19 protein-coding genes and 2 riboswitches are annotated in these 19491 nt (G+C 65.2%); of the genes, 12 read left to right on the plus strand and 7 right to left on the minus strand.

From position 1 onward, the window contains the following. On the plus strand, positions 1-513 hold a 513-nt coding region (locus tag Q7W02_16090; protein ID MDO8477684.1), incomplete at its 5' end, for an ATP-binding protein. Between the two features lie 320 nt (positions 514-833). Here the strand turns inward: Q7W02_16090 and Q7W02_16095 are convergent. Then, entirely contained in the window at positions 834-1718 is an 885-nt protein-coding gene (locus Q7W02_16095) for a hypothetical protein (protein ID MDO8477685.1), read from the minus strand. Between the two features lie 41 nt (positions 1719-1759). After that, positions 1760-2053, minus strand: a complete 294-nt coding sequence (locus Q7W02_16100; protein MDO8477686.1) for a hypothetical protein — start codon at positions 2051-2053, stop codon at positions 1760-1762. A gap of 190 nt (positions 2054-2243) precedes the next feature. Between Q7W02_16100 and Q7W02_16105 the strand changes: the two genes are divergently transcribed. Genes Q7W02_16105 through Q7W02_16120 form a run of 4 tightly spaced genes read left to right on the plus strand, consistent with a single transcriptional unit; the run spans position 2244 to position 6109 of the window. Further along, positions 2244-2720, plus strand: a complete 477-nt coding sequence (locus tag Q7W02_16105) for a MerR family transcriptional regulator (protein MDO8477687.1) — start codon at positions 2244-2246, stop codon at positions 2718-2720. Next, positions 2717-2932, plus strand: coding sequence for a heavy-metal-associated domain-containing protein (locus Q7W02_16110; GenBank protein ID MDO8477688.1), 216 nt, complete (start codon positions 2717-2719; stop codon positions 2930-2932). The genes Q7W02_16105 and Q7W02_16110 overlap by 4 nt, the downstream gene beginning before the upstream one ends. Next, positions 2929-3603, plus strand: coding sequence for a cytochrome c biogenesis protein CcdA (locus Q7W02_16115; protein ID MDO8477689.1), 675 nt, complete (start codon positions 2929-2931; stop codon positions 3601-3603). Before Q7W02_16110 ends, Q7W02_16115 begins: the two co-directional genes overlap by 4 nt. A gap of 55 nt (positions 3604-3658) precedes the next feature. Continuing rightward, complete coding sequence (locus tag Q7W02_16120; GenBank protein ID MDO8477690.1) at positions 3659-6109, plus strand: cation-translocating P-type ATPase; 2451 nt, start codon at positions 3659-3661, stop codon at positions 6107-6109. A gap of 235 nt (positions 6110-6344) precedes the next feature. Here the strand turns inward: Q7W02_16120 and Q7W02_16125 are convergent, their stop codons facing one another. Continuing rightward, a complete protein-coding gene (locus Q7W02_16125) occupies positions 6345-7025 on the minus strand; it encodes an ATP-binding protein (GenBank protein ID MDO8477691.1) in 681 nt (226 codons plus the stop codon). Between the two features lie 44 nt (positions 7026-7069). Continuing rightward, entirely contained in the window at positions 7070-8002 is a 933-nt protein-coding gene (locus tag Q7W02_16130; GenBank protein MDO8477692.1) for a cobalamin-binding protein, read from the minus strand. Positions 8003-8253: 251 nt separating this feature from the next. Further along, positions 8254-8448: riboswitch (cobalamin riboswitch) on the plus strand. 121 nt (positions 8449-8569) lie between these two features. Between Q7W02_16130 and Q7W02_16135 the strand changes: the two genes are divergently transcribed. The 7 genes from Q7W02_16135 (at position 8570) to Q7W02_16165 (ending at position 16613) form a co-directional block, all read left to right on the plus strand. After that, positions 8570-9193 carry a hypothetical protein gene (locus tag Q7W02_16135; protein MDO8477693.1) on the plus strand — a complete coding sequence of 208 codons (624 nt, stop codon included), beginning with the start codon at positions 8570-8572 and terminating at the stop codon, positions 9191-9193. Positions 9194-9529: 336 nt separating this feature from the next. Beyond that, a riboswitch (cobalamin riboswitch) is annotated at positions 9530-9662 on the plus strand. 47 nt (positions 9663-9709) lie between these two features. Then, positions 9710-11614 carry a TonB-dependent receptor gene (locus Q7W02_16140; GenBank protein MDO8477694.1) on the plus strand — a complete coding sequence of 635 codons (1905 nt, stop codon included), beginning with the start codon at positions 9710-9712 and terminating at the stop codon, positions 11612-11614. A gap of 96 nt (positions 11615-11710) precedes the next feature. Continuing rightward, positions 11711-11899, plus strand: a complete 189-nt coding sequence (locus Q7W02_16145) for a hypothetical protein (protein MDO8477695.1) — start codon at positions 11711-11713, stop codon at positions 11897-11899. 5 nt (positions 11900-11904) lie between these two features. Beyond that, on the plus strand, positions 11905-12645 hold the full coding sequence (locus Q7W02_16150; GenBank protein ID MDO8477696.1) for an MBL fold metallo-hydrolase: 741 nt from the start codon (positions 11905-11907) through the stop codon (positions 12643-12645). Positions 12646-12720: 75 nt separating this feature from the next. Continuing rightward, positions 12721-14088 carry a cobyrinate a,c-diamide synthase gene (locus tag Q7W02_16155; protein MDO8477697.1) on the plus strand — a complete coding sequence of 456 codons (1368 nt, stop codon included), beginning with the start codon at positions 12721-12723 and terminating at the stop codon, positions 14086-14088. Continuing rightward, the gene (locus Q7W02_16160; GenBank protein MDO8477698.1) at positions 14085-14969 is read left to right on the plus strand and encodes a cobalamin-binding protein; all 885 of its coding nucleotides are present in this window, start codon (positions 14085-14087) and stop codon (positions 14967-14969) included. Before Q7W02_16155 ends, Q7W02_16160 begins: the two co-directional genes overlap by 4 nt. A gap of 135 nt (positions 14970-15104) precedes the next feature. Continuing rightward, on the plus strand, positions 15105-16613 hold the full coding sequence (locus Q7W02_16165; GenBank protein MDO8477699.1) for a cobyric acid synthase: 1509 nt from the start codon (positions 15105-15107) through the stop codon (positions 16611-16613). Positions 16614-16717: 104 nt separating this feature from the next. Here the strand turns inward: Q7W02_16165 and Q7W02_16170 are convergent, their stop codons facing one another. The 3 genes from Q7W02_16170 to Q7W02_16180 form a co-directional block, all read right to left on the minus strand. Continuing rightward, positions 16718-17113, minus strand: coding sequence for a DUF6027 family protein (locus Q7W02_16170; protein ID MDO8477700.1), 396 nt, complete (start codon positions 17111-17113; stop codon positions 16718-16720). 523 nt (positions 17114-17636) lie between these two features. Then, positions 17637-18524 (minus strand): hypothetical protein, encoded by an 888-nt coding sequence (locus Q7W02_16175; GenBank protein ID MDO8477701.1) that lies wholly within the window; start codon positions 18522-18524, stop codon positions 17637-17639. A 4-nt stretch (positions 18525-18528) separates the two neighbouring features. Continuing rightward, positions 18529-18732, minus strand: a complete 204-nt coding sequence (locus Q7W02_16180; protein MDO8477702.1) for a hypothetical protein — start codon at positions 18730-18732, stop codon at positions 18529-18531. Positions 18733-19491: the final 759 nt, after the last annotated feature.

Below are 19491 nucleotides of genomic sequence, written 5' to 3' on the forward strand. Positions count from 1 at the left end.
CCGCGCGTCCGCGCCCTCTTCACCCTCCAGTGGCTCGCCGAGCACGAGAACGTGATCTTCTGCGGGCCAGTCGGGGTCGGGAAGAGCTTTCTCGCCCAAGCGCTCGGACACAGCGCCTGTCGCGCCGGCCACCGGGTGCGCTACGTCAAGGTCGCCAAGCTCCTGCAGGCCCTGCTCCAGTCCCGCGCCGACAACTCCTTCGAGCGTGAGCTGCGCAGCTGGCTGGCGCCCGACGTCCTCATCGTCGATGACTTCGGCCTTCGGAAGCTCACCGCCCAGCAGTCGAGCGACTTCTATGACGTCCTGGTCGAGCGGGATAAGCGCAGCGCGACCGTGATTACGAGCAACCGGGCGGTGGACGAGTGGGTGGCCCTCTTCGATGACCCCATCTTGGCCAACAGCGCGCTCGATCGCTTCGCCCACCAGGCCCATCAAATCGTCATGGACGGGCCGAGCCTCCGCGCCGCGCACGCCCCGAGCGCCAGCCGCCGACGCGGCCCCACGGCGCACTGAGGGGGGATATCCAGGTATGGGTCGACACGAGATCGCGGCTCCTGGAGGCGCGCAGGCCCTCGCGCGTCTGCCACGACGCCGCGCCAACCCCCTTGCACAGGGAACCGTGATGCCGTAAACCTAGAGTAGCGACGCGCCCGCGAGTGGCGGAATGATCCTGAAAAACCACTGGCGGAAAGATTCAGAAAACTGACAAACAAATGACCACCGGTTAGCGGTACAGGTTCAGATCCCCAAACGGGATTCGAACCCGTGTTGCCGGTCCGCCACGTGCTTTCCTTAGCAGTTACGTTTAGCTACAGCATGCACTATCCAGCAGATCAGCGGCAATCGAGCTTCCAGATTCGGTTCTCAAAGAAATCGGTGACATAAAGATGTCCGTCGGTATCAGTTGCGACTCCGGCTGGGTATCGCAGCGGTCCCGGATCGTTCGCCACGCGATTGCCCCAAACCCCCAGGAGGCGCCCATCGGGGGTGAACTTCTGAATCCGCCGGTTGAAGGCGTCAGCGACATAGATGTTCCCCGCCGAATCAACGGCGACCGCCTTTGCCAAACGGAACCAACCCGGCCATTTGCCCGAGAGGCCGAAGCCGACACCGCCCCACTTGTCCACGTAGGCGCCGTTCTCCGTGAACTTCTCGATCCGATGGTTGTAGGCGTCGGCGACGAAAACCGCTCCGGCGGCGTCAACTGCGACATCGGTCGGGTAATGGAGCTGACCATTCCATCGGCCGTCGCTTCCCCACTGGGCCACGAAGGTCCCGTCGGCCGTGAACTTCTGGATGCGGTGATTGTAGAACTCGGCCACGTACACGTAGCCCTTGCCGTCCACGGCAATACCGCTGGGCGCGTCGAACTCGCCGGGATCATGGCCGTGGCGGCCCCATCGCCCAACGACGGTGCCGTTCAGCCCTAGCTTCACGACGCGGTCAGCGAGGAAATCTACGACATACACCGCGCCTTGTACCGCCGCGACGTCGACCGGCCGCTTGAAGCCCTTCCATTCGGCGATGAGTGTTCCGTCGTCGCGGATCTTCTTCACCGAGCCGTTCTCGGCGTCGGCGACATAGAGGACGCTGTCTCGCCAGGCGAGGTCCATCGGATGGTCGAGACGCCAGCCCGCCCCGGCGCCATCCCACCGGGCGATGGGATGACAGATCTCCTTGGGCGTGGAAAACGGGATGAAGCTGATGACCCCGGCCACCAGCAGGAGAGCGACAGCCCCGAGGCCGATGAACGCCCTGCTCATGGGCCGGTGCGGATCTCGAATTTGTAGGGGTAATCCGCCCGTTTGATGGCTCGCTTGATATCGTCGGCTGTAATGCGCGTCTTGTCGTTGGTCACGATTCGGATCTGCTCGCTCGGCCAGACTGTCTTCACATCTGTCACGCCATCGAGCTCGAGGAGCCTCTTCTCGACCCCGTACGCGCAGTACGGCCCGGGGATGCCAGGGACCGCGAGGACGATCTCCCCTGCCTTCGAAGTGACGGGCCAGGCGGCGAGCAAGACCACGCCGATCGCGACTGCAATCACTCTCATTGAATCCACGCCTCCTTGCCGAAACGAACCGGATTTTAGCCCCCGTATCATGGTACGGACGCAAGAGGGAAAAGGCGGGATCATCACTTTCAGAGGAGGGCAGCCGGTTACTCAGGCCGGATGTCGAACTTTTCCTCTTGACACCGTACCATAGTACTGACTCCACAGTGAGAGAGAGGGGGGGGGCGCCATGAAGGCACTGAGCATCGGCAAAGCGGCGCGCGAGGCGGGGGTCGGGGTCGAAACGATCCGTTTCTACGAGCGCCAGGGTCTGATTGCGAGGCCCCGTAAGCCGGACGGCTCCGGGGTCCGCATCTATCCGACCGAGACGGTGGAACGCATCCGGTTCATTCGGGAGGCCCAGCAGATCGCCTTCTCGCTGCGTGAGATCCGCGAATTGCTGGCACTGCGGGCTGACCCGTCCACCGACTGCTCGGACGTACGGGAGCAGGCTGTCGCCAAGCTCCAGGCGGTCCGGCAGAAGATTGAGGAGCTTCACCGGATTGGCGCCGCCTTGGAGACTCTGATCGCGGCCTGCCCTGGGCAGGGCGGAGTGCAAGCCTGCTCGATCATGGAGGCGATCGCGCTTCGGTCCGGCAGGCACGTCCACGAGAAACAAACGCCCCCTTCGGTTCCAGGGAAGACGCCGCGGCGGAGGATCAAATGAAAACCACGACCTTCAAGATCGAAGGCATGCACTGCGACGGTTGCGCCAACACGATCAAGGGGCTGATCGAGAAGGAGCCGGGCGTGCAGATGGCGGCGGTCTCCTTCACGGACGGCCAGGCGCGAGTCCTCTACGACCCACAGGCTACCCGTGAAGATTGCCTCGTCGTGGCCATTGAGAAGCCCGGCTACCGGGTCACAAGTCGGCAGTGACAGAGGTCACCCTGACGAGCCTGGTGTTTCTGCCGCTCGGCCTCGGCCTACTGGGCTTCATCGAGCCGTGCTCGATTGGATCGACGCTGATCGTCGTGAAGCATCTTGAAGGCAAGAGCGCGGCCAGCAAGCTCGCCCAGGTCGGGGTCTTCGCGGGCACGCGCGCGGTCTTCATCGGCCTCTTGGGCATGCTCGCTGTCGTTTTGGGGACGGCCTTTCTGGGAGTGCAGCAAGGTGCCTGGGTCGTCCTCGGGGCCGTCTACGTGCTGCTCGGCCTCCTCTACGTGGTCGGCAAAGCCGAGATGCTGATGGTTCCCTTGGGGCCGAGTCTTGCCCGTCTTTCAGACTTGCCCGCCTCGGCCGGCCTCGGCGTTCTGTTCGGCTTCAACATCCCGGCATGCGCGGCGCCGCTGCTGCTCGCCCTCCTGAGTACGGCAGCGGCCCATGGCGCCGCGGGCGCAACTCTGGCGAGCGGCTTTGTCTCCCTGGCCCTCTTTGGGCTTGCCCTCTCTCTGCCGCTTGTCGCCGCCGTGCTCTTCGAACCGGCCCGACGGGCCATTGATTGGCTGGCGGGGCTGTCGAGGCGGTTGCCGCTATGGACCGGCATGCTCCTGATTGCCCTCGGCTCGTGGTCGATCTGGCTTGCTCTGAGCGCTCCCGTGAAAGCGTAGCGCACCGCATCGGCGCGCTGCATTCCCCGAGGAGCGAGAGAAAACGGAGGTCACGATGAGTGCCGCAACGACAGCCCCAGATACACTCCGTCCGTGGAGCGAGGAGCCGGCGAGCCGGCCCGATAGATCCCGGCTTCGCGCCAGGATCGGCGGACTCCATTGTTCGCTTTGCACCGGCACCATCGAAAAGGCGCTGGGGCGCCAGCCGGGCGTCGAGAAGGTCCATGTCAGCCTCACCCACGAGCAGGCGCTGGTCGAGTACGATCCTGCGGTCGCGCAGCCTGAGGCGCTGCTGCAAATTCTGAAGGATATTGGGTACACCATTTCCGATCCACGCAAGGTGCGCCCCTTCGAGGAAGAGGAGCAGGAGCTCGTGCGGGAGGGGCGCCGCTTCCTGACCGCCACCGCGTTCAGCCTGGTTGCTGTGGCCCTCATCGCCCACCCTGTGGGTGCCGCTGCGATTGCTCTGCATGCAGTGGTCTTCGCGAGCCTCCTCGGGCTCGTGTTCCTCGTCCTGAGAGCGCGGGGGCTCTGGGCGGGCCTCGGCGGCACCGCCACCCTGGCCGCCGGTGCGATTGGTCTGCTCTTTCTCAAGCAGCAAGGCTGGTTCGCCGAGACCACGCCATGGATCGTAGCGGCGCTGGCCTTCGGCCTCGTCTTCGGTGTGGGGCGGCACATTTTCATCATGGCATTTCAAGCCCTGCGTCGAGGCATCCTCAATCAGCATGTGCTCCTCGAGATCGGCGCCTTTGCGGGCATCGGCGGCGGCATCAGCGGGCTCGTCCTCAACCGGCCTGGTTATCCCACAGGACCGTTCTTCGCCGTGTCTGTCATGGTTGCGACCTACCACATCTTCTCGGAGTGGCTGTCGCTGATCGTCAAGACGCGCAGCTCCCAGGCGGTGAAGCGGCTCTTGGATCTGCAGCCCGAGACTGCCCACGTCCTGCGCGACGCCCACGAGCTGGAGGTGCCCGTCGAGGACGTCACGGTCGGGGATCTCGTGCGCATCCGACCGGGCGAGCGGATTCCTGTCGACGGCACGGTGTTGAGCGGCCATTCAGGTGTCGATCAATCGCTGATCACGGGCGAGCCGATTCCTGTGGAGAAAATGGAGGGTGATGCCGTGATCGGCGGGTCGATCAATGGCACGGGGACTCTCGTGGTCAAAGTCACGGCCGCCGGTGAGGGCAGCTTCCTACAGCAGATCATCCGGCACGTCGAGGACGCCCGGGCACTCAAGCCCGGGATTCTGCATCTCGTCGATCGTGTGCTACGCGTCTACACGCCGACGGTGCTGAGTGTCGCCGCCCTCGCCGTCATCGGATGGCTCGTCGGGTCTTGGCTCAGCACGGGGCATGTCGATCTGGAGCGGGCGATCTTCGCAGGTCTCAGCGTCCTCGTGATGGGGTATCCCTGCGCGGTCGGCATCTCCGCTCCGCTCTCCATCGTGCGCGGTGCCGGTGAGGCCGCCGAGCACGGCATCCTGATGCGCACCGGCGAAGCCTTCCAAGGCTTCCGCTTGGTCACGCAGATCGTGTTGGACAAGACGGGCACGTTGACCGAGGGGCGCCCGGTGGTACGCGAGATCGAGACCGTCGAGGCGACCGAGCAGGAGCTTCTCGGGCTCGCCGCTGCTGCCGAAGCGTCCTCAGAGCATCCCCTCGCGCAGGCCGTCGTCAAGGCAGCTTTCGAGCGTGGCGTCGTTCCTTCCGATGTCGAGTCCTTCGACGCCTTTCCAGGGAAGGGCATTAGCGCTCGGATCGCGGGGCACGAGGTGCGTGTCGGAAGCCCCCGCTTCCTGGCCGAGCACGGGATTGACCTGACACGACTGGGCGAGCGGATCGGTGCCCTGGAAGCGGCAGGTCGGACAGTCATAGCGGTGAGCCGCGACGGGCACGCGCTGGGCATCCTGGCCCTCGGCGACACGCTCAGGGCGGAAGCCCCCCAGGCTATAGCGGAGCTGCGCAAGGTGGGCCTCCGGATCATTCTGGTTACCGGCGATAATGAGCGTGCCGCGCAACGGGTGGCCCGCGAAGTCGGTATCGGCGAGGTGCATGCGGGCGTCCTGCCTCAGGACAAGGCCGAGATTGTGCGGCGGCTTCAGGCGAACGCACGCGTCGCGATGGTCGGCGACGGCATCAACGATGCCCCGGCGCTCATGCAGTCCGACGTCGGCATCGCCATGGGCGGGGGTACCGACATCGCGATCGAGTCAGCGGACATCATCATCCTGTCTAACCGCCTCGACGGGCTTCCGGTCGCCCGGGAGATCAGTCGCCGTAGCTACGGCAAGATGCTCCAGAACGTGACGCTCGCCTTCCTCTTCAACGGGATCGGTATCCCCGTCGCCGCTACCGGGCTGATCCATCCCGTGTGGGCTATGACGGCGATGGCGGTGAGTGTCACGGCGATCTTCTTCAATTCGCTATGGGGGCGGCCGAAGCTATTCTTCGATGCCGTGCTGAGTGTTGGGCGCCCTGTAGGATCGGCATCAGGGGCAGCGTGAGCGGCCCGGGGAAGTGGACAGTCAGAAGAGCTCGTAATTTGAATCGGCGCTGCGGGAGCCTTTTGGTGCGGGCTGGGGGCTGAAAGTCGCGTTTGATTCCCTTACCGGCACCTGTGAATGTCCAAATCCGGAACTGAAACGCGACTTTCGGTCCCTTAGGCCGAGCGTGACAGTTGCCCTGAACCGCTAGTTCTAATCGCGGGCGCGCAACCGCCGACATCAATCTGGCTCGCGCTCAGGGTGGCCCGCGTCGTGACCTTGTGCGAATGACCCGGGCGTTGTCCAGGGGTCTACGCAGGAGGGCATATTCGATGAGCTCTGAAACGGATCGCGTGCCACGGCGGAGCCACCGGAGCCTATCGAGCCTCGTATCGTAGCTGAGCACGGGCACAGCATTCGATCCGCACCCCTCTTTGGCAGGCTCTTCCCAGAGTCGAGCGAGATGGCCAAAGACCGACCAGTCGCTCGCTTCGCACTCGGGCTCGGCTTCGCGTCCGCGCCGACTGTTGAGCCGACGTTCGATCTCGCTGCGGTCGTCGCATCGACACCAGAGAAGCAGAGGATCCGCATCGTGGGCGGCGCAGACATCGAAGACCGCCTTTCTCTTCGCGGACTCTCCATGCACCGCATCCACGATCACGAGCCTGGAGCCGGCAGTTACGTGCTCCTCGAGCAGGCTCAACATCCTGGCGTATGCCGCGTCACGTGCCTGTTCGTACGCTGTGACATCCCGCGTGAACCCCTCCGTCCGACGCACCCAGTCGGGGAGAGAGATCCCCAGTTCCTGATACACGTCGCAACTGCGAATCAAGACTCCCCCGGCATGGGCATGAAGACGCTCGGCCGTCGTCGTCTTGCCCGATGCCGGAAGCCCGCACATGATGACGACCGAGCTGGGACGCGATGCGCGCGACACCCGCGTAGGGCCCGATCTGGGCGAGCTGAGCTGGCGGCCTGGTCTCAACCCGTAGCGACTCGAGTCCAAGCGTTCGGAGGCGACGTCCGAGGGAACAGTTCGGGGTGCATGATCTCGGCGAGAATCTGCAGACCGTCAACGGTCCGAGGCCCCGAGCGGCTGAAGTACGTGGCGCCTTCGACCGCGTACACTCGCTCGGACTGCACCGCCTTGAGGTGCTGCCACGCCGCGGGCACCTGCAACGTGCCGAACTCGTTGATGGTGCGCTCCAAACTGAAGCTGCAGGGCATCAGGACCAGGATATCTGGGTCGTATCTAGCGATCTCCTCCCAGGTCACCTGCACGGATGGCGCGCCCTCCCGGCTCATCTCGTCCCGACCACCCGCCAGGCGGATCATTTCTGGCACCCAATGCCCCGCGGTATAGGGTGGGTCGAGCCACTCCATGGCGAAGACTCGTGGTTGTGTCGGCGCTGTGTGGGCCATCGATGCGATGTGCGTGATCCGGTCGCGAAGGGTCCGCACCAGCGCAGCGGCTCGTTCGTGAACGCCGGCCGCGTCGCCCACCTGCTCGATGCTGTGCAACACTCCAGCGAGATCGTGGGGCTCAAGCGACAGGACCGTTCGCCTCCCAGGGAGCGTGACCTCAAGGCGATGGACCGCCTTGACAACTTCTTCATACGAGATGGCACAGACCTCGCACAACTCCTGCGTGAGAATGAGCGTGGGGTCCAGCCGCTCTAACAGCTCGTGGTCCAGCGAGTAGATGCTACTGCCCCGATGCAGGGCCTCGGTCACATGATTGTGGATGTCCCGGCTCCCACGCGCAGCCTGGTCGATCGTGCTGCGCGTGATGATCGGAATCGTCCCTGCCCGGGCGGGGACATCACATTCATGCGTGACGGCAACCAATTGATCCCCTAGGTCGAGGGCGAAGACGATCTCGGTACCGCTGGGCAGAAGTGAGCAGATGCGCATGGAGCCCCCGTGACGGATGAAAGAATCCTACGGAGTGTAGCAGATCGCAGGCACGCTGCACGGATCGGCGAGGGGCATCCCATGGTGATCGATTTTGCTGGTTGCAGGGCCCTCCAGCTACCGAGATCGGACCGGCTGACCTATGAGATCGAACTTAGCTGACAGTCCATCCACGATGGGGGAGGAGTGCCTACCGTGGGGGGGTGCGTGGCGGCCTCGCTTGACCGTGTGCGCCGGGTCTGGTACCGTCACCGCGTCATTCGTGTCTGGGCGGCCCGCCAGGTGCGGGCCCCAGGGAAGGCGGTGCGAATCCGCCGCGACCCCGTCACTGTAACCGGGGACGAAACCCGCGTGAAGCCACTGGCCCAGCAGACAGCGGGCCGGGAAGGCGCGGGGAGTAGGACGATCCGGAAGCCAGGAGACCTGCCCGGGCGCGCCACCCTCCACCGGTCTTCGCGGGAGGATCCGGGTGAAATGGTTTCGTTACTTACCACATCGCGCACCCCCAGCCTGATCGCCCGTGTGCGCCCCGCCGCGGCCTTTCGCACCCGAATGAGGAGATATGCTATGCAACAGCACGAACCCTCGCTCCGTTCGTTGCCGCATCGGATTGTTCGCGGATGGGCTGTCCTTTCTGCCGACGACACGGGCTGGGGTCATGAATTCTGGCTGGCTCTGCTCGTGGCCGCGAGCGCCGCATTCAGCTTCGTCTTCGCGTGCGCCACGCCCTTTGCGGCCTTCGCCGCCACCGCAGCCCTGACGCTGTCCCGCAGGGATGCCGTGCGTCTCACCGTCGGGGTCTGGCTGGCCAACCAAGTCCTGGGATATACCGTGCTCAAATATCCCTGGACCGCGAACAGCTTCGCCTGGGGAGCTGTTCTCGGCGCCGCGGCTGTCCTTACCACGGTGGGCGCCCGAGAGGTGACACTTCGTCTCGCCGGACGCGGCTACGCCGTGCTTGCGCTCGCCACATTGCTGGCGGCCTTCATGGTGTACGAAGGTGTGCTCTTCGCCGTCGCGGTTGCATGGCTCGGCGGAACGGAGAGCTTCACGCTGCTGATTGTCGGCCGGATATTTTCGGTCAACGTGGTTGCGTTCATTGGCCTCTACGCTCTGCATCGGGTCGGCGTCGCGGTTGGGCTTATCGGCCCATCCACGCTCCGGCTGTCCGCGGCGGGAGGGACCGCCTAGGGCCGAAGGCCCGTGTGTCCACATTCACCCCCATGGATAGTCTGGCGAGGTGGGCAGGCCGGATTGTCCGAGGTCTTTGAACCTGCCCGGTGTCTACGGTGCCGCTCGCTCGCGTAGCCGCGGAGATCTTCAACGGCCCGCTGCTCACGGCCTCGAGTTCTCTTGTGGGCGTGGGCACGCTCGGTACGGCTTTGCACGAGCCCTCGCTCGAAGCGGTCGATGGGTACCGTGTCGTCGTGGATCATCATCCGACGACGCGGAGAACGATGGTCAACGCTCGGTAGCCCGACGGGAGGTGAGACCTACGGCGTAGGGCGACGTGACAATCCGCGGTCCAAGGGAAGCCGGTGAGAAACCGGCACGGTCCCGCCACTGTGAGTGGGGAGCCAAGCCCGTATCCGCATGGAGGCCACTGGGAGCGATCCCGGGAAGGCCGGGCGACGGTGACGATCCACGAGTCAGGAGACCTGATCGCGACAGAGGTGCAGACATCCTTTCGAGAGAAAAGGAGTGGCCATGCGAGTCATGAGTGGTGTCCTGATGCTGCTGTGGCTTCTGGCGGCCGTGCCGACCGCCGCCCAGGAGATAAAGCCGGAGGAGCAGAAGACCGAGACGAAGAAGGTGGACCCCGTCGTCGTGACGGCGACGACGGTGGCGACGCCGGCCACGGAGCTTGGCGTGGCGCTGAGTGTCGTCACGGAAAACGACTTCAGGACCTATCACTACGCGACGGTGGACGAGGCGCTGCGGAATCTGCCGGGCGTGGAGATCCGGCGCTCAGGGTCTCTCGGCAAGACCTCGAGCATCTCGATTCGGGGCGCCAATTCCAATCAGGTGCAGGTGCTGGTGGACGGGGTGCGGGTGAAGAGCCCCACGCTGGGGCAGGTGGATCTCTCCGACCTCTCGCCGGATCTAATCGAGCGGATCGAGATCATCCGAGGGCCCCAGGCTACGCTGTACGGGGCCGATGCCATCGTCGGCGTGGTCAACATCATCACCAAGAAGGGCACGGGACCGTTTCAGGCCTCGGTGCAGCAGGAAGTGGGCAACTACGACACCCTCCAGTCGCGGTTCCAGGCAAGCGGTGCCTGGAAGATCTTCAACTACGCGTTCTCGGCCTCGCACCTCGAAAGCAATGGGCAGTTCCAGAACGACGGCTCCAACGTCAACGCGCTCAACGGCCGGCTCGGGGTCTCGCTGCCCTTCGACTCGTCGCTCTCCTTCATCCTCCGCTACAACAAGAGCGACATCGGCGTGCCGGTCAAGGGCGTCTTCCCGCCGCCCCAGCCCATCGACCCCATCATCAACCCCAATGCCAAGCAGCAGAGCGAGACCACGGTGATGCTGCTCGAGGCCAAGACGCGCCCCGTGACGTGGTGGGAGAGCACGGCGCGCATCTCGCGCTACGAGAACAATGTCGGCTTCCAGGACCCGGCTGATCCCGGCGTCGACTTCGATTTCCCAATCTTTGCCCAGATCAACGTCGTGCGGCGCGAGGCCGAATGGCTCAACTCCATCCACCTGGGATCGTGGAGCACCAGCACGGTCGGGCTCGGCTACCGCCACGAGGAGGGCGAGAACAAGGGCGTCTTCCATACGGCCCGTCACGTACCGTCCATCTTCTTCGAGCAGCAATTCCGGTTCTTCGATCGACTCTTCCTCACGGGCGGCGCCCGGAACGAGGACGACAGCGTGTTCGGCAGCGCCACCACGGAGCACGGCTCACTGGCTTTGGTCATCAAGGAGACGGGCACGCGCATTCGCGGCAGCGCGGGGACGGGCTTCCGGGCGCCGACCTTCAACGACCTCTTCTTCCCAGACTTCGGCAACCCTAGCCTCCAGCCCGAGCGCAGCATGTCGTACGATGCCGGGGTGGACCAGAAGCTCTGGCAGGGCCGGATCCGCCTCGGCCTCACGTACTTTCACAACGAGTTCAAGAACCTGATCACCTGCTGCGTGCCCATCCCGACGGCGCCCTTCGGCGGCCCCGTCAATGTCGGCTCGGCGCGATCGGCGGGCATCGAGTTCACGAGCGAGGTGGACGTCCTGCCGAACCTCGTTGCCTCGCTCAACTATACGTACACCGACACCAAGAACCTCCAGACTGGGCGGTGGCTGCCCCGCGAGCCCCAGCACCGGTGGAACATCGGGCTCACCTGGGAGCCCATCCGACGGTTGTCGCTCTGGACCCAGGTCCACGTGGTCACCCAGCAGTGGGAGACCTTCGGCGAGGTCTACAACAGCGGGTATACCCGCGTGGACCTGGGTGGCACCTACCGCCTGCTCGAGAAGTACAACTGGGTGCAGGGCGTGGATCTCACCCTGCGGGTGCAGAACCTCCTGAACGAAGGCTATGCCGAGGTGCGCGGCTTTCCGGCCCTCGGCACCAACGTCCTGGTCGGCCTGCGGGTGAGCTTTTAGAGGCGTGTCTATCTCTATCTGATCAGCCATGCCGAACCGAGTCGGCGAACCTCAGCACATAGGCGGAAGTGAGCGGGTGCCGGCCTGGCGACGGCGATGCGCGCCCTGTCCGCCGCCGTGCTCGTGGCGGCGGCCGAGACGTCGCGCCCGGTCTATGTTTTCACGCCGAACCGCTCGGCGGAGCTCCGGGTCGCGCTCACCGTCGGCGTCGACGCCGTCATCACGGACTACGTGGCGATCGCGGTCGAGCTTCGCCGACGGCTCGCGCGTGGAGAGGGGGAGTGACGTCGATGCCCATCAGCATCCGGTTTGTGGGATCCGGGGACTCATTCGGAAGTGGGGGCCGCTTTCAGACCTGCATCCTTATCGATGGAGGCGGGATGCGCTTCGCCATAGATTTCGGGACATCGTCACTGATCGCCTTGAAGCAGCAGGGGATCGAGCACAATAGCATTGACGCCATCCTGCTCACGCACTTGCACGGTGATCACTGCGGCGGGGTGCCCTTTATGCTGGTGGACGCCATGCTCGGAGCCCGGCGGAGTCGGCCGCTCACCATCGCCGGCCCGCGCGACCTGCGCGCCAGAATGGACGCGATCGCAGAAGCGCTCTTCCCCGGCTCAGAGGTCATGGTGCCGAAGTTCCCGCTCGACTACGTCGAGATGCGGGTGGGAGAGCGGAGCGTCGTAGGCAATCTTCGGATCACACCGTACGCGGCCAAGCATACAGGGCAGACCAACCCCACGTGTCTTCGTGTGGAAGTCGGCGACAAGATCATTGCGTACACGGGCGACGGCGAATGGACGGACGCGATGGCGCAGATGGGCCAGGGAGCCGACCTTGTCATCGCCGAATGCTACTACTACGCGAAGCCGATCAAGTGGCACCTGAACTACCCGGCAATCGTCGAGCACCTGAGAGACTTCGGGGCAAAGCGTGTGATTCTCACGCACATGAGCGACGGAATGCTCTTGCACGCGAACGCTGTCCCAGAGGAATGTGCTCACGATGGGATGGTGGTCGAGCTATAGGGGCAGGTTCGAAAGGGCTATTGACCATAGAATGAGATGATTACTTTCACGTCAGCAGGGGTGTCCGAGCGGACAATGCGCGCGTCAGAGATGGTGCCCGTCCTCGTCATCGCCGGGGTCTCGAGCGGCGTGGGGAAAACCACGGTGACGCTGGGCCTGTTGGAGGCGCTCCGTCGTCGTGGGCTCGCCGTGCAAGCCTTCAAGGTGGGGCCCGACTTCATCGATCCGGCCTACCACGCGCTGGCCACAGGCAGACCCTCCTATAACCTGGATGGCTGGATGTGCGGACGCGATCAGGTCATGGCCACCGTCGGCGAGCGCGCCGCCCAGGCCGACCTGGCCCTGGTCGAGGGGGTCATGGGCTGCTTCGACGGGACCGACGGGCTCACGGAGGATGGCTCCACGGCGCAAATTGCCAAGTGGCTCGGTGCGCCGGTGGTCTTGGTGCTGGACGCTGGAGCACTCGTCCGCAGTGCCGCAGCCCTTGTGCTGGGTTTCGAGCGGTTCGACCCGGACCTCGTGTTTGCCGGTGTCATCTTCAACCGCGCGGGCGGTGCGGTCCACCGCCAGTGGCTCGCCCAGGCGGTGACGAGTGCCTGCAAGGCTCGGCCACTGGGCGCGCTCCCGAGCGACCCGGGTGTCGCGCTCCCCGAGCGGCACCTGGGGCTGGTGACCGCGGTCGAGGGCGGCTACTCGTCGGAACTTCGGCAACGGCTGGCCGGGCTCATCGAGGCGCACGTGGACATCGACACGCTCGTCGGGCTGGCGCGGAGCGAGGTCGCGCGGCGGGCGCCGAGCGTCCGGTCGACCGCGTCGTCCGCAACCATCGCGGTCGCGCGCGATCCAGCCTTCCAGTTTTACTACCCGGACAACCTGCAGGCGCTCGAGCACGCGGGCGCGCGCCTCGTCTTTTGGAGCCCGATGGCGGACCAGGTGCTCCCTGAGGCGGATGGGTTGTACATCGGCGGCGGCTACCCGGAGCTCTACGGGCGTGAGCTGGCCGCCAATGCGCCGATGCGGGAGGCCGTGAGGACATTCGCGCGCTCGGGCCGGCCGGTGTATGCGGAGTGCGGCGGGCTGATGTACCTTGCCGAGTCACTCACCGACCTGGACGGTCACGTGTGGCCGATGGCTGGCGTGCTCCCCGCGCCAGTCGTCATGGAGCGCAGCCGGCTCGTGATCGGCTATCGCGAGGTGACGCTCACCTCGGCCGGGCCGCTGGGGCCCGCAGGCACGAGGGCGCGCGGCCACGAGTTTCATTGCTCCAGGCTCGGGGACATCCCGGCGGCGGTCGCGCGCCTGTACGCCGTCACCGATGGGCGCGGGGGCACCCCGCGGGCCGAGGGGTTCGTGATCGACGGGGCGCTACTGAGCTACGTCCATCTCCACTTCGGGTCCAATCCCGCTCTGGCCGCGAACTTCGTCGCGGCGTGTCGGCCATGAGCCCCGCCATCGTCCGAGCGCTCCTGCTGCTGCTTGTCCTGTTGCCGTCCCCCGCTCCGGCGCTCACGCTGACGGACCAGACCGGCCGGGAGGTGAGTCTGCCGGCGCCACCCCGGCGGATCGTCTCCCTGGTTCCGAGCGTCACGGAGGTGCTCTTCGCGATTGCCGCCCAGGACCGGCTCGCGGGCGTCACGGACTTCTGCGATTACCCGCCCGAGGCTCGACGCAAGCCGCGTGTCGGCGGCATGCTGGCGCCGAACCTCGAGACGATCATCACGCTCAAGCCCGACCTCGTGATCGCGACCACGGCCGGCAACCGCGAGGAGACCGTCGTCCAGCTGGGGCGGCTCCGGATCCCCGTCTACCTGGTCCATCCGACCACCCTGGGGGACGTGCTGGATCTGATCGCGCGCCTTGGAGCGCTCACGGAGCACCCGGTGCCGGCGGCGCGGTTGGTCACCGCGCTCGACACGCGCATTCGGATGGTGGTGGGGCGCGTGGCGCCGCTCGGGCGCCCACGCGTGCTCTATGTGCTCTGGCCCGAACCCGTGATCGTGCCGGGACGTGGCGCCCTGGTGTCCGAGCTCATCGCGCTGGCAGGGGGTGACTCGGTGACCGCCGACAGTGATGCAGGCTACCCGCGCTACAGCGTGGAGGCGGCCGTCGCGCGAGCCCCTCACATCATCATTCTGGCCGACCACGGCGCGGGGCTCGACACCCTGTCGCGGGAGAAGTGGGAGCGCTTCAGCGCTCTCCCTGCCGTCAAGGCCGGGCGCCTCTTCTCAGTGGACGGCAATCTGATGCACCGCTACGGGCCACGGGTGGTGGACGGTCTTGAGCTCCTCGCCCGGCTCATTCATCCGGAAGCGTTCACGCAGTGAGGCCCGGGTGGCCTCACTCCGAGCTGTGCAGGCCCGCTGGGGGTCTCCGCAGGGGTGGAGGGCTGTTCGGGTTTCGGCCTCTCGGCTGACGCAAGTGCGCCCAAAGGGTCCTCTCGCCCACGTGGGGCTGTCACCGTGAAAGCCGCCTTTGCCGTGCTCGGCACGGCGTCGGATGTGGGCAAGAGCCTCGTGACGGCCGGGTTGTGCCGGCTGCTGGCGGATGCCGGCGTGGACGTCGTGCCCTTCAAAGCCCAGAACATGGCGAATCAGGCCGGCGTCACCCGCGACGGACTCGAGATGCCTCGCGCCCAGATCCTGCAGGCGCACGCCGCTCGACAGGAGCCTCACGTCGACATGGGCCCCATCCTGCTCAAGCCGGTCACGCACACTGGAGCGCAGGTCATCGTGCTCGGCAAGGTCATGGGACATGTCGAGGCCGCGCAGTATTTCAACGACACGAGCGCACTCGCCGCAATTGCGGAGGCAGCGCTCCAGCGTCTCGCGGCTCACCACGACGTGATTGTCCTGGAGGGCGCCGGATCGCCCGTCGAGATCAACCTGTGGCCCCGGGACTTCGTGAACCTCCGGGCGGCCCGCCTCGTCAACGCCGGCCTCATCCTGGTGGCCGACATCGATCGAGGTGGCGTCTTCGCCCAGGTCAAGGGGACGCTGGACCTGCTTCCCGTTGACGATCGCAGCCGCGTGCTCGGGATCATCGTGAATCGATTCCGCGGGGACGCGGCGCTGTTCGAGGACGGCGTCTCCATCCTGGAAACCATGACAGGACTCCCGGTCCTCGCGGTCGTGCCCTATCTGGATCACGGCCTCGACGAGGAAGATCGACCGTTGCCCATCCCGGTGAACACCCGGGCGCCGGCCGACATGCTCCGTGTTGGCGCCCTGTTGAGCCCGTCAGTATCCAATACGGAAGACCTCGCGCCGCTGCTCGCGGAACTGGACGTGCACGTCACCTGGATCACCGATCCTCGCCTCGTGCGCGAACAGGATCTGCTGATTCTACCCGCCTCGAAGGCGACGGTGGCGGATCTGGTCCACCACGCCGCATCCGGCATGACCCAAGCCGTCCGCGAGGCGCACAGCCACGGGAGCTGGGTCTTGGGTCTGTGCGGCGGCTATCAGATGCTCGGCGAGCACCTGGACGATCGAGGCGGAACAGAAGGAGGGCCCAGGTCCTGGCAGGGGCTGGGGTTGCTGCCGATCGGAACGGTGTTCGAGCCTGAGAAACGGACCCAGCAGAGCCGCTGCGTCAGCGCCTGGCCTGTGCCCGGCCGTTCCTTGGTGGGCTATGAAATCCACCACGGGCGCAGCAGCGGCACGGGCGGGGGCGAGCCGCTCTTGCAGGGCGTCGGCGCCGAGATGGGCTGGCGCCAGGGCCGGGCGGTCGGATGCTATCTGCACGGGCTCCTGGCCGACGACCAATGGCGCGCGGCGTTCCTCAACGTGGTCCGACAGGATCGCGGGCGTCCCCTTCAGCCGGTCCGATCTGCCGATCCCATCGACCTCCGCATCGACCGCTGGGCGCAGCATCTGCGGCGGAGCTTCCGCGGCGACGCCTGGTCGCGCCTCCTCTCCCTGGCGAAGGGATCATCGACGCCAGGGCCGCCGACCGCAACTGGGGAATAGACGATGACATCCGACTGGGTCATCCATCGCAAGACCGCCAACGGCGTTCAAGCCAACGAGTTCAGAGTCAGTACTGCTGCGGATGTGTTACGTGACGACGAATATCATTCGCTGTTGGCGCGATGCGGTCGCGTGCCGGTACGCCAGTTGGGGTCGTCCAGGGGCACGATCAGCCATGCCATGATGGCCTTCAGGGCCCGGTATGCGTCGAGCCGGGCCGCGTCCGTATTCGTGGCCTCCGCCTGCTGGATGATCTCGTCCATCTGGCGGACCACACGCGGTCCCATCTCGAGGAGCGCGTCGCTGCCCGATGTGCAGTAGCGGACCAGGACAAAGCGCGCCAGCGATCCAACTGGAATCCCCGTGCTGCGACTCAGGTTCTCAAGCGTCGGCAGCGGGTCGAGGCGAGAGTACTCGGCCACTTTGCTTCGGAAGTCCGCGTTGGGGTCGTCGGCGGGCCACATGGCCTGATACGGCTCGAGAACGACGGCTCTCGGCATAGGCGTCCCTCCTCCCAAGGGGTCGATCGGCGGGCGTCCAAGGGGCTGATCGCACCACTCTGTTAGCTGGTTTAGACCACGAAATCGAACCGGAACGCCAGGGACCTATTTGCCTGCAAGTGGTTGCGGGCCCGTGATTTGAACCAGCAAGAGCCGATGGATTTGGCTCCCCAGTATGGGGGACTTGAAGTCGCGTTTCAGGCCCTAATGCGTTGGTCGACGGGTTCCGGCAGGCGACAGCGCCAGCGAGAGAAGCCGTCCGGCCGACGGCACCCTACGCAGAAGAGTGCGGAGGTAGGCGAATCTCCTAGTTGGCTACTTTGGGAAGAGAGACTGGATCTGGAAGCCCAATTGCCACTGCGACGAGTCCTTCGGCCGGACGGCATTGTAGTAAGCCTGCAGGGAGGGGTTGATGGGCAGCCGGCCCAGCTTGAAGAGTTTGCCCGCGCCCGCCTCACGCGCGCGCTCAGCGGATGGCGAAGCCGATCAGCTGAAGCGAGGGGGTCAGGCGTTTGTGAGATGGTCATCTCTTAAACGCATGTGGGTAGGCCTTTAGAAGGCGGTTCGAGTCATCGCCATCGATGACTCCGAAATAAATGACGTTTCCCTCAACCGCGGACTTCGCCTTAGCGAACTCCTCCATTTGCTCGGCGACGGAGTCTGCCGTCTGACCCCAATACTGAACCATGAACACGCTGGCTGTCGTCTTGAACAGACGCTGGATCTGATCACCATTCTTGCCCATGCGCCCCGGAGTCAGGATCCCTCTTGTACCAGGACCCTTGAAAGCAAAGGCTGATGGATAGCGGCGGCCCGAAATGCGGACTCTGTTGGTGTAAAGGTCGTTGCGCTCACCGCCCCAGTCTTGGAAGCGCCCACCTTCTCCGAGTATCTTCGCGACGCCCGCCTTGAAACGCGCCTCGGGAATAGGAGTGTAGTCGCCTGGTTCGACACGAACTGAGCCCACGCGGCGGAAGGACTCGATGTCATCGACTGTAATGTAGCGGGCCTGGACGCGTGGACGGGGGATTCGGATGGTGACCACCTTGGGAAGAGTTGCCTGCGGGCGAGTCTTCGTGGGGAAACTAGCAAACGCCACTGGATCCTGAACAAGACGAAGGATCTTTCTCTTCTGGGCTGAGTAGAACGGATCCTTTTCGTAGGCGGTCATTCCTGCCGCGCGGATCTGCTTGACGATCTGGTTGTCCGCCAAGCGTTTCCCTTCCTGGAGAACGCGGATCCGGCTCAGACCCGTTGCGATAGCTATCTCGTTGACGGGCTTGACGCGCTTCTTGCCGAAGTAGATAGGTCTGAACACGGCGATCCGCTGCTTCCCGCGGCCGAGGACGTCGACCGCATGAGCGATTTGGTCTGCCGGATTGGAACGCGGATCGGAGACGCTGAGTGGCACGGGTCTAGCGGGTGGTCGTGCGTTTCTTCACCTTCCGGGCCGGCACGAGACGACTCACGACGCTTTTGTCGACGCCGAGCGCTGAGGCAATGTCCATGGCCTGGACGCCAGAGGTGATCAACTGGAGAACCAAGAGACGCTTGATCGAATCGAGCTCATCCGCGACTGGGTCGTTGTTTCGCCTTCTTGCCTTGCGCTTGGGCGCCATCTGACCGGCCTCCTTTCGGCAAGCCCTTTACGAGCTCATTGACCCACGCCTTCTTTCGTCCGATTGCCTTCGCGATGCGGTGCTGAGTCGCACCCAAGGCATGGAGCTGGAAAATGAGGAGCTTCTCAAGAAGATCAACGGCCCGATCTGGGTTGGCCCGGCCCTTCTTCGGCACGGCTCGCCCTCCACTCAGTAGCGGCGCTCGCCCCTGGCGGCCGAGACCCGGTCTCCCCAGAGAGCCTAGGGCTGGCACCCCAGCCCGCCGCGACGAGGCACAGGGGGAGAGGGGGCGAGCGTGGAGCGCCGCGAGAACTCCGGCCCGGTGCCATACTGCTCCACTGTGGAGCGGTGGGCAAGGGGCGGGCGGGAAGCGGGGTCCCGAGGCCCCGGTCGGGTCCCAGCGGGTGTCATGGAGGGCGTCAAAGGAACACCCTAAAGGAATTGGCGAAAACGTGGTCGTGACTGAAACGCGGATGTGAGCCCAGTCTTATAACGTGGTTTCGATACCTCGCCGTGAACAGGCGGCCAGGAGGTGCCCTAAGTCCGGAAGGCAGTGCCCTTCAAGGGGAACCGCAGGTACTGGCCCACCAGGTGGCAAATCCCGTTGGGGCCACCATCAGGTAGTGGGCCACGTGCTGGCCGCCAGCAGCCCTCGGAACGTGCCGTCGCCGGTGAACGCGTAGCCCCGCGTCCCGGCGACGAGCACGGGCGTGCAGTCGAAGCGATCAACCAGAAGTGTCTGGAGCGCCTCGCGTGTAT

Source organism: Candidatus Rokuibacteriota bacterium (assembly GCA_030647435.1).
GTDB lineage: Bacteria > Methylomirabilota > Methylomirabilia > Rokubacteriales > CSP1-6 > AR37.